The organism is Acidobacteriota bacterium (genome assembly GCA_030697165.1).
Lineage (GTDB): Bacteria > Acidobacteriota > Vicinamibacteria > Vicinamibacterales > UBA2999 > 12-FULL-67-14b.
Genome location: JAUYQQ010000001.1, coordinates 285895 through 299598 on the forward strand (window position 1 = coordinate 285895; position 13704 = coordinate 299598).

Below are 13704 nucleotides of genomic sequence, written 5' to 3' on the forward strand. Positions count from 1 at the left end.
CTGGAAGTATGGCGAAAGTGGGAAAAGGTGGGCGGATCGGTCGCCCGGTCTGGGGCTGCAACATTCGGTGATACCGTCTATTGCTGCCATGACGAGCCCGAGGCCCTCCGCCGCGCGCGACAAGACCGACGACAGCCTGCGCGAAGAACGCGACAAGACTGACCTGGCAATCGCCGAGGGCCGAGACCTCGTCCAGGAGAGCGCCGACGAGGTGTTGAAGCGCGCCCGCGAGGAAGCCGACGCGGTGCTCGAGGAGGCGAGGCGGAAAGCCGACCAGTTGCTGAAGGAAAGCGCCGGCACGGTGTCGGCGACCACGGTCGTGGCGATGGAGCGGAAGGTCGAGGACGCCACGGTGCGCGCCGATCGCGAGACCGCCGACCAGACGCTCGAGTTCGAGCGCGTCGAAACCGCCCGGGTGCTGGCGCGGTTGCTGCCGGTCGAGCGGGAAGAGACGGATGGGCGGCTGCAAGCTGAGCGCGTGCAGTCAGACGGCGCGTTGGCCAATCGCGACGACTTCCTCGGCGTGGTCGCGCATGACCTGCGCGACCTGGTGAGCGGCATTGCGATGAGCGGCGCCGCCATTGCCCACATCTCCCGCAACACCGAGCAAGCGGCACAAATCGGCAGCGCGGTCTCCCGTATTCATCGTCTTTCGGTGCGCGCCAGCCGCCTGATTGGCGACCTCATCGACGTGGCCAGCATCGACGCAGGACGCCTCGCGATCGTCAAGGACCCGGGCGATCTGCAGGCGCTGCTCGCCGAGGTGGCCGACGAGTTTCGCCAGTCGGCAGCCGTCAAGGGCATCGACTTGAGTGTCGAGAACACCGGCGCCTTACCGGCCAGATTCGATCACGCGCGGATGGTCCAGGTCTTGGGAAACCTGGTCGTCAACGCCATCCGGTTCAGCCCACGCGACGGCCGGATCGTCCTGCGCGCCGAACGTGCCGGCGACGATGTGCGGTGTTCGGTGGCCGATGCCGGCCCTGGAATCCCCGCCGATCAGCTCGAGAAGGTCTTCGAACGGTTCGTGCAGGTGAATAACGACGACCGGCGCGGGTTGGGACTGGGCCTGTTCATCGCCAAGCGAATTGTCGAGGGACACTCAGGACGGATCTGGGCCGAGAGCACGCCCGGCCAGGGCACGACCGTGCTCTTTACCATTCCGATTTAGTTGGCCTAAGCGAGCAACTTCTCCAGGACTTCAGGCCTCGGCGGTTTGACCAGATGATGGTCGAAACCCGCCTCCGCGGTACGGCGGCGGTCCTCCTGCTGGCCCCAGCCGGTCAACGCCGCCAGCACCACAGTCCCCAGGCCCGGCGTCTGGCGAATGCGGCGGGCGACCTCGTAGCCGTCCATCCCCGGCATCCCAATATCCAGTAACACCACGTCCGGTGTGTAGGTCTTGATCATCTCCAGCGCGGCCAGGCCGCTGTAGGTCACACGGACCTCATGGCGTTGCAGCTGCAGCAGCATGGCGAGGCTGTTTGCGGCGTCTCGATTGTCATCGACGATCAGGAGCCGCTTGCCGGAAGGCGGCGCAACGTGATCTGCCTGCGCCGCTGTGGCCGAGCCATGATCCTGCTCCACCGTCTGCTCCGCGAGCGGGAGTCGTACCACGAACTCGGACCCCTGGCCCAGTCCCTCGCTACGGGCCTCGACGGTCCCGTTATGCATCTCGACAAGGTTCATCACAAGCGTCAACCCGATGCCCAGCCCGCCTTGCGTCTTGGTGGAGCCGTGGTCCGCCTGCTCGAACAACTCGAAAACGCGGGGCAACATTTCTTTGCCGATGCCGATTCCGTTGTCCCGCACCCGCAGCACCACCATGCCGCCGGCCCGCTCCCCCGTCAGCCAGATCTGACCGTTCGGCTCCGTGTACTTGGCCGCGTTGGTCAGCAGGTTGCCGACGACCTGGGCGAGCCGTATTGGGTCGCCGTCGAGCACCAGCGATTCGGCGGAGATGCGAACCTGCAACCGGTGTCCCTGGGCGTCAACGAGCGGCTGCACCGTCTCGATCGCACTGGCCACGATGGTGGCGAGTTCGACCCGCTCCTTACGGAGTTCAACCTTGCCCCGCATCACACGCGACATGTCCAGCAAGTCGTCGACCAGTCGAACGAGATGCTGCACCTGCCGCTCCATGATCTCGCGTGAGCGCTCAGCGGTTTGCGCATCGACCCGCGGCATCTTGAGGATCTCCAGCGCATTGCGGACGGGAGCCAGCGGGTTGCGCAGTTCGTGAGCCAGCGTCGCCAGGAACTCGTCCTTGCGCCGATCGGCTTCGCGCAACGCCTGGTATAGCTTCGTGTTCTCAATGGCAACGGCCGCCCGAAGCGCCAAGTCCATCGCCAAGGCAAGGTCAGTCTCGGTGTAATGCCGGCCGGATTCGGCGGTCGCGAAGGTCAGCAGGCCGAGCGTCCGGCCGGAAATGACCAGCGGCACGCAGATGTAGGACTTCAGCCCGAGCGAACGGATCAGGGCAAGGTGGCGCTTGTCCTGCGCCGCCTGCGCCAGCATTTCGTCAGGAATCTCGCTGATCATTTGCGGCTTGCCGGTGCGAAGAACGGCGTAGCCCCCAGTCGGCGACTGGGGATCTGGCGGGTATTCCCGCATCAACTCACGCACCAGGGCGACTTTGTCGGCGTCCTGGTGGGCGACGGCCAGCCGCCGCAGACTGCCGTCGTCGTCCGCCAGGTCCACGGCGGACCAGTCGGCAAAACGGGGGACAGCCAGATTCGCAACTTTCTGCAACGTGCTTTCGTAATCGACGACGGCCGCCAACTCGGCGCTGGCTTCGGCCAGGAAACGGGAATTCTCCTCGGCCCGCTTTTGCTCGCTAATGTCGGTATTCGTCCCGAACCAATACAGGATGCGCCCGCGCTCGTCGCGCAGCGGGTTGACGCGTGTCAGGAACGGTCGAAACTGCCTGTCCCCACCTTTGATGGGGAACACCATGTCAAACGGCTCGCCGCTGACGATGGATCCCTGCCACCGGTCCAGCACTTTTGGCAGGGTCGCCGGGTCATGAACCGATTGCCAACCCCAACCTTCCATCTCCTCCGGCGTCGTCCCGGTGTACTCGTACCAGCGGCGGTTGTACCAGAAGATGTGTCCGTCCGGCCTGGCCATCCATGCCAGTTGCGGGATCGTATCGGCAAGCAGGCGAAGTTTCTCCTCGCTTTCCCGAAGCGCCGCCTCGGCGCACTGCCGCTCGACCTCGGCTCGTTTGCGATCGGTAATGTCCATGGCTACGGCCACCACATACATCGGGCGACCGTCGCCGTTGCTGATCAGGGAGACGCTATTACTCACCCAGACGTGCGACTCGTCCGGGCGAACGTACCGCTTCTCGATGACGAAGGGCGGGCCGCCGTTTACCATTGCCTGGAACAAGGGCAGGTTGCCGGGTAGATCGTCGGGGTGGGTGATGTCCTGCATCCGCAGGCCAGCCAACTCCTCGGCGGGGCGGCCGACCATCTGGCAGTAGCGCTGGTTGACCAGCACAAACCGGCCGGTGATGTCAGTTTGGGCGATCCCGGCGACGGTCTGGCCGAAAATGCTGCGGAAGCGTTCTTCGCTGTCCCGCAACTGTTCCTCGGCAGTCTTCCGCTCGATGAACTGGCCCAGGCTTCCTGCCACCGTCCCCATCATCTCGAGCAGGTCGGCCTCGGGCTCCCGAATGCGCCGGGTGAAGAACTCGATGACGCCGCTCACGCGGTCGCCGATCACGACCGGGCAGGCGAAGGCGCTGTGGAGGTCGAACTGGGCGGCGGAAGCGGCCCTGGGAAAGTCTGCGTCTCGCACCACGTCGAGCAACCAGCGCGGTTTGCCGGTGGCCCAGACATGTCCCGGTAGCCCTTCACCCTTCTCAAACACGCGGCCGAAACTCGCCACCTCGAATTCGCTCACCGGCAGGTCGGGCCGGTGCCAGCTTTTTCTGCAGACGAGTGCGGTTTGAGCGCCGTCGACTTTCCAGAAGAAGCCCACGTCCCAGCCGAGATTCGCGCAGACCGCCTGCAGCACGCCGATGGCGCCCTCGTCCACCGTGGACGCGTTGCTCAAGGCCTGCGTAACGGCCACTCGGATGTTGCGATGCTGCTCGCTACGCTTCTGGTCGGTGAGGTCCCGCAGGTAGGCCGTGAACAGCGGCGGGCCGTCGGTCACGATGCGAGTGATGGCCAGCTCCACGGGGAACTCGCTGCCGTCCGCGCGCACGGCCGGTACCTCGAGCCGCTGGCCGAGGACCGGGCCTTCCCCGGTGGCAAGGTAATGCGCAATCCCCCGCTGATGTCGCTCCCTGAGCGACGGCGGGATGATCAGATCGGCAAGGTCACGCCCGATGACATCGCCACGAGAATAGCCGAAGGTGCGTTCCGCAGCCGGGTTGAAGTCGACCACCTTTCCCAGGTGGTCCATCGTGATCACGCAATCGAGCGCCGTCTCCAGGATCGCGCTCTTGCGCGCGGCGCTTGCCCGGACCTCCTGTTCGGCCCGCCGCCGCTCGAGGACAATCGCCGCCTGGTTGGCCCCGACTCCTAGGAGCGCCCGATCCCACTCGGTCGGGAAGTCGGGGTGGCGCGAACCGCTGACGAGCACTCCCTCACCGCCAACGGGGGTGACGGTGACATGCAGCGGCCCGTCACCGAACGGATCGGAGAGCGTCACAGACGATTCGGCCTGATCGCTGGATAAGAGCGGCGCGAACGCCGCCCTCGCCACCTCGACTGGCACTGCGTCGGTGCGGTCCTTTCGGCGTACGCATTCAACCACGCCGTCCCCGTCCAGTGCGGCCAGCTGGACGAAGATCACGTCGAGGGAAACTGTGTCGAGCAGTACGTCGGCCAGGCTAGCGGCGATCCGGTCGAGGCCCAGACCGGTCCAGGCGGCGGGCAGGGCCGAGAGCGCGACCAAGTCCCGCACCGTCCGGCGCAGACGCATCTCTTCCGAAACACTCGCGGGTCGCTTCACGTTTCGGTGACCATCGTATGCATCGAATTATATCGATCACCACGATGACGTCGAACCGTGACCAGCTCGTCAGTTTAGACAACCGAAACGTGGAATGCCGGAACAATACGGTTGAGCCGTGTTGGGCCGAGCACGACCGTGCTCTTCACCAGTCCGATTCAGGTGGCCTGGTCAGGCCTGCTGCCGCCGGTGTCCGGCAATGGTGTCTTGAAACGCGGCTGCTGGTACGCCGGCGTTGCGGCGCGCGCGTCAAGCAGTCGCCCGAGCTCGTCGAAGTCGACCGGCTTCACCAGGTGATGATCGAACCCCGCCTCGACGGACCGGTCGCGATCGAGCGGAGATCCGTACCCGGTCAGCGCGACCAGCATCATCCTAGCGCCCTGGTGGTGCGCGCCAACGCGGCGGGCCAGCTGGTAGCCGTCGAGTTCAGGCAGGCCAATGTCGATGATGGCGACGTCGGGATGCTCGCGGGCAATGAGGTCCAGCCCCTGAATCACCAAGTAACGCGCCGCGGCTGTTCTGCCATTCGGAATGTTGGCATCCGGCGAGCGCAACATGGAGTCCACGATGCCGAACAATGATGAGCTGAAGGGCAAGTTCGATCAGATCAAAGGCAAGGTCAAGCAAGAGGTTGGCAAGGCCACTGGCGACGCCGACCTGCGCGACGAGGGCGTGGCGGACGAGGCCGGCGGCGAATTGCGCGAAGGATACGGCACGGCCAAGCGCAAGATCGGCGAAGCCATCGAAGACGTCGGCGATGCGATCAAAAAGTAACTGACGCGGCGGACGCGACCGTGTTCACCACGGTCGCGTCGTCGTATCCGCCCAGTTGCCGCAGCCGCCGCAGGCCGGCCACCGCGTCGGCGCGGTTGGCAAACGGTCCGAGTACTACTTGTTGCACCTCACGGCCGCGGAACTGGAACGGCCGCTGGTTCGCGGGCAGGCCGGCCAGCGTCAGTTCCTGGACGAGCCAGTCGGCGCGATTGAGGTCCGCGAACAGTCCGACCGCGACCAGATAGTCGCCGGCGGCTGCCGCCGGAGCGGGCGTTTCGGCGGACGGAACAGGCGCTTCGACGGACGGCCCCGCCACCGCTTGAAGGGCTGGAACCGCGAAGACCGGCGCGGTTGGCAGTGTGGGCGAGGCCTGCGTGATGGCCGACAGCTGGGCAGGCAGACGCGACGCGACGGACCCGGCCGCGCCCAAGGCCGCAGTACACAGCATGGCGACGGCCGCCCATTTGGCCCACCTGCGTGCGAGCCGGTGGATATAGGTCTCGGGTAGCAGCTCACCTTCCATGTCGATCCAGCCAGATTTCGCCGGCGTTTCACGCGTCACGACGCTCTTGTTGGCCGTTGCTGGCCTTGACGTCTTCGCGTCGCTGGTGTGCGCGGCGATGGCCGGGAGCGGCGAGAGCTTGCGGGACGTCGCCTCGAGCTCCTGCGTCAGCCATTCATTTACGGTCTTGTCAAAGTCCTCGGCGCCCTCGTCGAGCAGCGTGGCATCCCACATGACGTCGACACGGGCCAGGAGCTTCTCGGCGGAATCCACACTGATCGTAGGCGCAGCCGGTGCCGGCGCGGTGACGACAGCCGGTTCTGCCACCGTCACGGGTTCTGCTGCGGTCACGGGCTCTGCAGCGGCGTCGGGCGGGGCGACCAGCGCGGGCATCGGGAAGATGATCGCATCCCACGTCGGCGTGAGCGTCGAGGCGCCGACCTCGATCAGCGCGGTCTCGAGGATTTCGCGGTCGACCCAGGCCAATTGCTGCCGGTGCGCCAGGTCGAGCGCGCGATCGCAGACCCGGTTGATCAGGCGCGGCACGCCGCCGGAGCGGCGATGCAGCAGGTCGACCACGTCGGGAGCAAACAGGACGCGCTCGCGGTTGAGTCCGGCGACGTGCAGCCGGTGCTGGAGGTAGCCGGCCATGGCATCGCGCGTCAACGGCACGAGATGGTTGTAGCCGCACACGCGCTGATCGACCTGCCGCATCTCGGGCAGCTTCATCTTGGCGTGGAGTTCGGGCTGCCCGACAAACACGATCTGCAAGCCGCCCTTGCCGCCAAAGGAGTCGGACAGGATGCGGGTCTCCTCGATCAGCGGCAGCGACATGTTCTGCGCTTCGTCGATGATCACCACGACAAACGCATCGAGCGCCGAGAGCGACTCGAGAAACCCGGCCAGCAGGTAGCTGAGCTCGGTGCGCGACGCGCGTTGCAGCGACCCGGTCGTGAGCTCCTGGACCGTCAGCACGCCAAAATCAAGCAGTAGGGTCTTCAGCAGGTCTTCGCGCGAGGCAAACGGATCGGGGACAAACGAGCTGAACGTCTTGCGGCCCAGGTTCTTGAGCACGGCCTGGCACAGCATCGTCTTGCCGCTGCCGATCTCTCCGGTCAGGACGAGCAGGCCTTCACGACGCCGAATGCCGGCGAGCAGGTTCTCGAACGCGGCCGCGTGCGACGGGCTGTGATACAGGAATCGCGGGTCGGCGTTGAGACTGAACGCCTTCTCCTTCAAGCCATAGAAAGCCTCGTAGGTCAGCGTGTCTGCCTGAGGCTGGAAAGGTACTAGTGCGCCGATACTCATGCCCATCATTTGTATGACTCAATATGACTATAAAGTCGTTACAAATCATCTAGAGCATAGACATTGCCAAGAGGCAAAGCCACGAATTTGAATATTTAGGCTTGAATTGTTAGATCAGATATGCGCTCGGCTCCACGCGTGTATCTTTTTGGAACACATGATTGCACTTTTGTCGTATTGGTTCAGAGGCACCCCATCCTCGAGCCGCTTGGCCAAGTCGCGGGGCGACGGCTCGGTAGAGCTGACGAGCTGGCGCGCCGGTCCAGGCGGCCTACCGGCCTGAGATTATTCTGCTGTGCGGCTAGAGGCCGGGTCGCACAGCGTGCCGAACCGAAACCCTTTCTGGCGGAGCAGCGGCGCCAGGCGGGTCACGGTTTCACCGGCATGCCGACGCTCCGCCCGGGGATTCTTGTGGTGGCCGTCGTGAATCACCACGATGTCGCCCGGTGACGCCTTCTTCACGATCTTCCTGGCCACGTGGTCGCCGGACGGCTCACGCCACCAATCCCAGTCCCACATGCCCCAACTCCAACCGGCGAGCGTGAAACCCGCGTCTTCAAGGCCCTCGTACATCGTGCCGCTGCGCCACCCGGCGTGTGGACGGAACAGCCGGCAGGGCGGCTCGCCGGCAATCGCCTCGATGCGGTCGGCACGGTCGTCGAGCCACGCCGCGAGCGCCTCGGGATCCTCGATCATCTGGGCCCGTGTCCCGCTGTGCAGGCCAATGGCGTGCCCTTCGTCAGCGATGCGCTTGACGATCGCTGCGGTCTCCGGGGTGATGTGATCGTCGATCAGGAAGAACGTGGCATGGGCCCCCTGCTCGCGCAGCGCGTCCAGCAGCGGGGGCGTCCACACCGGATTCGGCCCATCGTCGAAGGTCAGGTAGATCGTGGGCGGTGCGCCTGGTGTGGGTGGGACATGCCAGACTGAACGCGACGGACGAAAGGCCTCGAGCAGGAAGGGAAACGGCGCGGCATGCGCCAGGACCGCCGCGCCGACCAAGAGCACGATCAGCAGAGGCATGGTGGAGGGACGCTCAAAAGCAACACGATCGGCGGCGCATCGCGTGACATAAGGCTATCCTCTCACGATCCCGTCAATCACCGGGGCGCCGTTCCGGGTCACGGCGAAGGACCTGCCGCGGTCCAGGCCCGCATTGACCCGCCCATGGCACAGCTCGTCGATGCCGGCCGGTCGGACGTCGAACGGCGACCAGCCCGTCACTCGCAGACGGACAGGGCACGGCTCTTGCTGAAATTCGAGGTAACGCGCCGCGGTTGCTCTGCCATTCGGGATGTTGGCATCCCGCGAGCGCAACATGGAGTTTACGATGCCAAACAACGATGAATTGAAGGGCAAGTTCGATCAGGTCAAGGGCCAGGTCAAGCAAGAGGTTGGTAAGGCCACTGGCAACGCCGACCTGCGCGATGAGGGAGTCGCAGACGAGGCGGGCGGTGAAGTGCGTGAAGGATACGGCACGGCCAAGCGCAAGGTCGGCGAAGCCATCAAAGACGTCGGCGACGCCATCAAGAAGTAACTGACGCGACGAGAGATACGTGAGGCCCGGCTGGCGGCTGTTGTAGCGCTCGCTGCAGCAGTCGTCCGACGGCCTCGTACAGTATGTCCATGGCACAGCACTCCGACACCCGCCCGCTCTGGGGACACGAGGATCCGGCGTCTCGCCTGGCCGAACTCGTCGCCACCGACGTCGAGTTGAAGGTCGCCCCGCTTCGCCGCGACGTGCGTCTGCTGGGCACGTTGCTCGGCCACGTGATCAGGGAGCAGGCCGGCGCGCGGGTGTTCGACGCGGTCGAGGCGCTGCGGACGCTCGCGATCCGGCATCGTGAGCGCGCGGCGGACGCCAGCGAGACGGACGCCACCGGCGTCGCGTTGATGCAGGAGGCCGATCAGCTGGTCAGCGCACTCCCGGTGGACGAAGCCTACAGTCTGACGCGCGCCTTCGCCATTTACTTCGATCTCACGAACCTCGCGGAAACGGCTCATCGCCGTCGGCGCCGCCGGGCCTCGCGGCTGCGGACCGGCGAGACGCCACAAGCCGGCACCCCGGCCGGCACGCTGCGGCGCCTGCGTGACGCGGGGCTCGACGCCGACACGGTGATCGATCGGCTGCGCGAGGTCGAGGTGGTGCCGGTCTTTACCGCCCATCCCACGGAGGTGTCGCGCCGGACGGTCCTGTTCAAGCACCGCCGGATCGCCGCGGCGCTCGATGCGCTCGACCGGGTGCCGCTGACCGACGCCGAGGCGGCCGCGCAGGAAGCCATCATCGTGGCCGAGGTCACCGCGCTGTGGCAGACCGACGACGTGCGACGCCGCCGGCCGTCGGTGATCGACGAGGTGCGAATGGGCCTCGACTACTACGCCGATGTGCTGATCGACACCATCCCCGTCGTGTATGCCGAACTGGGCTCGGCGTTCGCGGACGCGTACGGCGAGGCGCCGGCCATGGACGCGTTGCCACGCGTCGTGCGATTCGGCTCCTGGATTGGCGGCGACGGCGACGGCAATCCGCACGTGACCCCGGACGTCACGCGCGCGGCCCTGCGGATGGCGCGCGAGACCATCCTCGATGCCTACCGCGGCCGGCTGGAAGCGCTCGTTGAACGGCTCAGTGCCTCGACGCTGCGGGTGCCCGTGTCGGAGGCGCTGCAGCAACGTCTCGCGGAGTACTCGCGGACGATCCCTTCGCTCGACCCGATGCCCGACAGCCGGTCGGACACTGAAGTGTACCGGCGTCTGCTCGGTTACATGGGCTGGCGGCTAGGCGCGGTGCGCCATCAGCCCGGTGCGGACCACGGCTATCCCGACGCGGCCGCGTTCGCGCGCGACCTGCAGATTATCCGCGACAGCCTGCGGGCACATGGCGGCGCACGCGTGGCGGCCCAGCTGGTCGACCCGCTCCTGCAGCAGGTTGACACGTTCGGCTTCCACCTCCACGCGCTCGACCTGCGCCAGCACGCGCGCGTGCATGCGCGGGCGCGCGCCGACCTCGACGGCGCCACCGATCCCCCGGGGCTGCCGGCAGCGCCCTCCGCCGACACGCGGGCGCTCCTCGACCACCTCCGAGGCATCGGCGCCCTCAAGCGCGAGTATCCCCCGCAGGCGATTCGGAGCTACGTCATCAGCGGCGCCCAGGGTGTGGATGATGTGCTCACGCTGGTGCGGCTCCTCGAGACCAGCGGCGTCCAGGTGGCCGCGCGGGACGATGACCCCGGCGTCATGCCGGTCCCCCTGTTCGAGTCGATCGCGGACCTGCGGGCCGCGCCCGGGATTTGCCGCAACTTGTGGACCCGCCCCGACTACGCGCGGCTGCTCACGTCCTGGGGCGGCCGGCAGGAGGTGATGCTCGGGTACTCCGACTCCAACAAGGATGGCGGGATGCTGACGAGCACGTGGGAGATCTATCGCGCACACCAGGCGCTGCACGAGGTCGCCCGCGACTGCGGCGTCCGGCTCTGCCTGTTCCATGGCCGGGGCGGCACGGTCGGCCGCGGCGGCGGGCCGACGCACCGCGCCATCACGTCGCAGCCGCCGGGCGCCTTCGCTGGCGCGATCAAGATCACCGAGCAAGGCGAGGTCCTCAACTGGAAGTACTCGGACCCGGTGCTGGCCGAGCGCAACCTGTCGCTGATGGTGGCGGCCGCACTCGATGCCCGCGTCAACCTGCGCCCCCCCGCCCCCGCCGATCAGGCCCGCTGGCACGCGGCGATGGCGGCGCTCTCCGACGATGCCTACGCGTACTATCGCGCCGAGATCGCGGAGCATCCCGACACGCTCCCCTACTTCGAGCAGGCCACCCCGGTCGCCGAACTCGAGCACGCGCGCATCGGGTCGCGGCCGGCGCGGCGCGGCGAGACGCGCGGCCTCGACGACCTGCGCGCGATCCCCTGGGTCTTCGGCTGGATGCAGAGCCGTCACGTGCTCCCCGCCTGGTTCGGCGTGGGTCACGCCCTCAATCGCTTCGCAGGACGCGGCACTGAACCGGCCGCGTTGCTGCGCGAGATGATGCAGGCGTTCCCGTTCTTCCAGGACCTCGTCCGCAACGTCGAGATCGGCCTCGCCAAGGCGGACCTCCCGATTGCGGCGCGCTATGCCGCGCTCGTCACCGACGCGGCCCTGCGCGACCGCGTCTTCGGGCGGCTGGCCGGCGAATTCGCCCGCACCCGGCGCCTCGTCCTGCAGGTGACGGGACAGTCGGAGCTGCTCGAAAAGAATCCCGTGCTGGCACGATCGATCCGGCTTCGCAACCCGTACGTGGATCCGCTGAGCCTCATCCAGGTGACGCTCCTCGGCCGGGCCCGTGCCGGCGAACGCAACGAAGCCCTCGACTACGCGCTGGCCTCGACGATCAACGGCATCTCGGCGGGCCTGCGCAACACCGGCTGAGGGAGCTGGCCTGGCGGTTTGCTCGCGAGCGCATGTCGGCGGTAAGGTCTACTAGAGGTAAAGCCAATGAGCGTACGCGTGTCGCAATTAATGATGAGCTTGGCGATCGCGGTGCTGGCCGCGGGATGTTCCTCCCCCCCCACTAGCCGGGTCGACGCCGCGAAGTCGCGTCTCGACGCGCTCGGCCCCGAGGCGAAGACCCACGCCCCCGAGGCGTTCGCAGAGGCCCAGGGCGTGGTCGCGCAGCTCGACGCTGAACTGGCAACGCAGTCCGAGAGTTTTGCGATGAGCCGTTCGTACGATCGGACCGGCCAGTTGATCGACCAGGTCAATGCCGCCGCCGATCGCGTACAGACGGCAATCGAGACGGGCAAGCGGCAGGCGGCGGCACAGGCCGAGTCGGCGCGGCGGGCGGAAACGGAACGAGCCGAGGCCGAAAAAGAAGCCGCGGCAGCGGCCGAATTGGCGGCGGCGGTGCCCGAAGTGCGACCGGGGCAGGTCGCCTTGCCGCGCGCCGCCATGGCCGACGGCAAGCGCCTGGCCGCCGGAACCTACAGCCTCAGACTCGGGGACGAAGCGCCTGCCGCTGGTGCCACGATGCGGGCCGGCCGATGGGTCGAGTTCGTCTCGAACGGGTCGGTCGCCGGCCGCGGCCTCGCCGTGGTGATTCCGGACAGCGAGATCAGCGAGGTCACCTCAGGCTCGTCCCCCCGCAACGAAGCGTGGGTGGCGGAACTGCGTGGCGGCGAGTACGTGCGGGTCTGGCTGAATCGGGGCGGCGTGCACTACCTGCTCCACCTGCCGACGTCGTAGCGGGGCCGCTGCGGGCTGACGACCCTCCCGCCCGGGGCGTCGTCAGCCCGCACCCGGCGCTTCACGACAAAGGAAGCACGGATTCGCCCTCTGTCAGCGCACGCGGAGCGCACGGTTGCCGGGTAGCCGCAGGCTGAGCCTGGCGCCATCGTTGCTCTGGATCCGGTATTCATTGGAGTCGATCCCGAGGGCGGCCGGGTCGTCCGTTCCAAGCCCGGCTGATGTCGGACCGAGATGTCCGAACGCCAGGAGGGCCGCCACGCGCGCGACTTCGGCGCAGGTGAGCGGCCGGCTCTTGACCTGCACCCGCCCTGCGGTGATGGCGTCGCAGATCGCGCCGGCGTCCGGCGCCGCGTCCACCAGCGAATACGTCGAGCCCAGTTGCCACAGCCGGTGGACGTCGCAGTTGCCGACCACCGGCTTGCCGTGACGTGCCGCCCATGCCTCGCCGCGGCGATTGAAATCGATCAACCGCGTGAACGCGGCGTTGCGCTCGACGGCGTCGAACAGGCCGGCGTGACGCTCGAGATCACGGCCGAGACACACGGACGCGGGAAAGAAGGGATGCGGCGCGACGACCAGTCCGGGCTGCCGCGATCTCAGCCGGGTCAGGTCGGCGAACGTCCGCACATCTTCCGCGCCATGGCGAAAGTTCAGCAGCAAAACGTGGCGGCCTTCAATGGTGCGTTCGACGCCGGGTATCAGCACCAGCCCGCGTTCGGCGGCGTACGGCATGAAGCGCCGAAGGTCCAGCTGACGTTCGTGCAGCGTAATCGCCAGCGCGTCGTAGCCGAGCGTGACCGCGCGGTCGATCAACGCGGCCGTGGTGTGAGGAATGCGGTCAACGGGATCGTCGGCGGTATGGGTATGGAGTTCAACCTTCAACATGGCGTCGACCCTTTCTTCGGGGGCCGGTGCGCTGACGCGGTTTGCCT

General features: G+C 66.9%; 10 protein-coding genes. 5 read left to right on the top strand and 5 right to left on the bottom strand.

Going from position 1 to position 13704, the window contains the following annotated elements; all coding sequences use genetic code 11:
- Window positions 1–88: 88 nt before the first annotated feature.
- A complete protein-coding gene (locus Q8T13_01170) occupies window positions 89–1171 on the top strand; it encodes a HAMP domain-containing sensor histidine kinase (GenBank protein MDP3716360.1) in 1083 nt (360 codons plus the stop codon).
- A 5-nt stretch (window positions 1172–1176) separates the two neighbouring features.
- Here the strand turns inward: Q8T13_01170 and Q8T13_01175 are convergent, their stop codons facing one another.
- Both Q8T13_01175 and Q8T13_01180 read right to left on the bottom strand, forming a co-directional pair.
- Window positions 1177–4968 carry a PAS domain S-box protein gene (locus Q8T13_01175; protein ID MDP3716361.1) on the bottom strand — a complete coding sequence of 1264 codons (3792 nt, stop codon included), beginning with the start codon at window positions 4966–4968 and terminating at the stop codon, window positions 1177–1179.
- 158 nt (window positions 4969–5126) lie between these two features.
- Window positions 5127–5525 (bottom strand): response regulator, encoded by a 399-nt coding sequence (locus Q8T13_01180; GenBank protein ID MDP3716362.1) that lies wholly within the window; start codon window positions 5523–5525, stop codon window positions 5127–5129.
- On the opposite strand from Q8T13_01180, the gene Q8T13_01185 reads away from it, so the two are divergent.
- Complete coding sequence (locus Q8T13_01185) at window positions 5524–5742, top strand: CsbD family protein (GenBank protein ID MDP3716363.1); 219 nt, start codon at window positions 5524–5526, stop codon at window positions 5740–5742. The two genes, Q8T13_01180 and Q8T13_01185, sit on opposite strands and share 2 nt — an antisense overlap.
- Here the strand turns inward: Q8T13_01185 and Q8T13_01190 are convergent.
- Both Q8T13_01190 and Q8T13_01195 read right to left on the bottom strand, forming a co-directional pair.
- Window positions 5732–7552 carry an AAA family ATPase gene (locus tag Q8T13_01190; GenBank protein MDP3716364.1) on the bottom strand — a complete coding sequence of 607 codons (1821 nt, stop codon included), beginning with the start codon at window positions 7550–7552 and terminating at the stop codon, window positions 5732–5734. The genes Q8T13_01185 and Q8T13_01190 overlap by 11 nt on opposite strands.
- Window positions 7553–7837: 285 nt before the next feature.
- Complete coding sequence (locus Q8T13_01195; protein MDP3716365.1) at window positions 7838–8575, bottom strand: polysaccharide deacetylase family protein; 738 nt, start codon at window positions 8573–8575, stop codon at window positions 7838–7840.
- Window positions 8576–8846: 271 nt separating this feature from the next.
- Here Q8T13_01195 and Q8T13_01200 point away from each other — a divergent pair, with 271 nt between their 5' ends.
- The 3 genes from Q8T13_01200 (at window position 8847) to Q8T13_01210 (ending at window position 12769) form a co-directional block, all read left to right on the top strand.
- On the top strand, window positions 8847–9089 hold the full coding sequence (locus tag Q8T13_01200) for a CsbD family protein (GenBank protein ID MDP3716366.1): 243 nt from the start codon (window positions 8847–8849) through the stop codon (window positions 9087–9089).
- An 89-nt stretch (window positions 9090–9178) separates the two neighbouring features.
- Window positions 9179–11956, top strand: coding sequence for a phosphoenolpyruvate carboxylase (locus Q8T13_01205; protein ID MDP3716367.1), 2778 nt, complete (start codon window positions 9179–9181; stop codon window positions 11954–11956).
- A 66-nt stretch (window positions 11957–12022) separates the two neighbouring features.
- Window positions 12023–12769: a hypothetical protein gene (locus Q8T13_01210; GenBank protein ID MDP3716368.1), complete on the top strand. Its 747-nt coding sequence runs from the start codon at window positions 12023–12025 to the stop codon at window positions 12767–12769.
- 93 nt (window positions 12770–12862) lie between these two features.
- Here the strand turns inward: Q8T13_01210 and Q8T13_01215 are convergent, their stop codons facing one another.
- Complete coding sequence (locus tag Q8T13_01215) at window positions 12863–13657, bottom strand: PHP-associated domain-containing protein (GenBank protein MDP3716369.1); 795 nt, start codon at window positions 13655–13657, stop codon at window positions 12863–12865.
- Between the last annotated feature and the right edge of the window lie 47 nt (window positions 13658–13704).

What these genes read in the sequence shown, in the direction of transcription:
- Q8T13_01190 (MDP3716364.1), bottom strand. Translation starts at nt 7,552, where the DNA reads ATGAGTATCGGCGCACTAGTACCTTTCCAGCCTCAGGCAGACACGCTG.
- Q8T13_01185 (MDP3716363.1), top strand. Translation starts at nt 5,524, where the DNA reads ATGGAGTCCACGATGCCGAACAATGATGAGCTGAAGGGCAAGTTCGAT.
- Q8T13_01195 (MDP3716365.1), bottom strand. Translation starts at nt 8,575, where the DNA reads ATGCCTCTGCTGATCGTGCTCTTGGTCGGCGCGGCGGTCCTGGCGCAT.
- Q8T13_01170 (MDP3716360.1), top strand. Translation starts at nt 89, where the DNA reads ATGACGAGCCCGAGGCCCTCCGCCGCGCGCGACAAGACCGACGACAGC.
- Q8T13_01210 (MDP3716368.1), top strand. Translation starts at nt 12,023, where the DNA reads ATGAGCGTACGCGTGTCGCAATTAATGATGAGCTTGGCGATCGCGGTG.
- Q8T13_01180 (MDP3716362.1), bottom strand. Translation starts at nt 5,525, where the DNA reads ATGTTGCGCTCGCCGGATGCCAACATTCCGAATGGCAGAACAGCCGCG.
- Q8T13_01200 (MDP3716366.1), top strand. Translation starts at nt 8,847, where the DNA reads ATGTTGGCATCCCGCGAGCGCAACATGGAGTTTACGATGCCAAACAAC.
- Q8T13_01215 (MDP3716369.1), bottom strand. Translation starts at nt 13,657, where the DNA reads ATGTTGAAGGTTGAACTCCATACCCATACCGCCGACGATCCCGTTGAC.
- Q8T13_01205 (MDP3716367.1), top strand. Translation starts at nt 9,179, where the DNA reads ATGGCACAGCACTCCGACACCCGCCCGCTCTGGGGACACGAGGATCCG.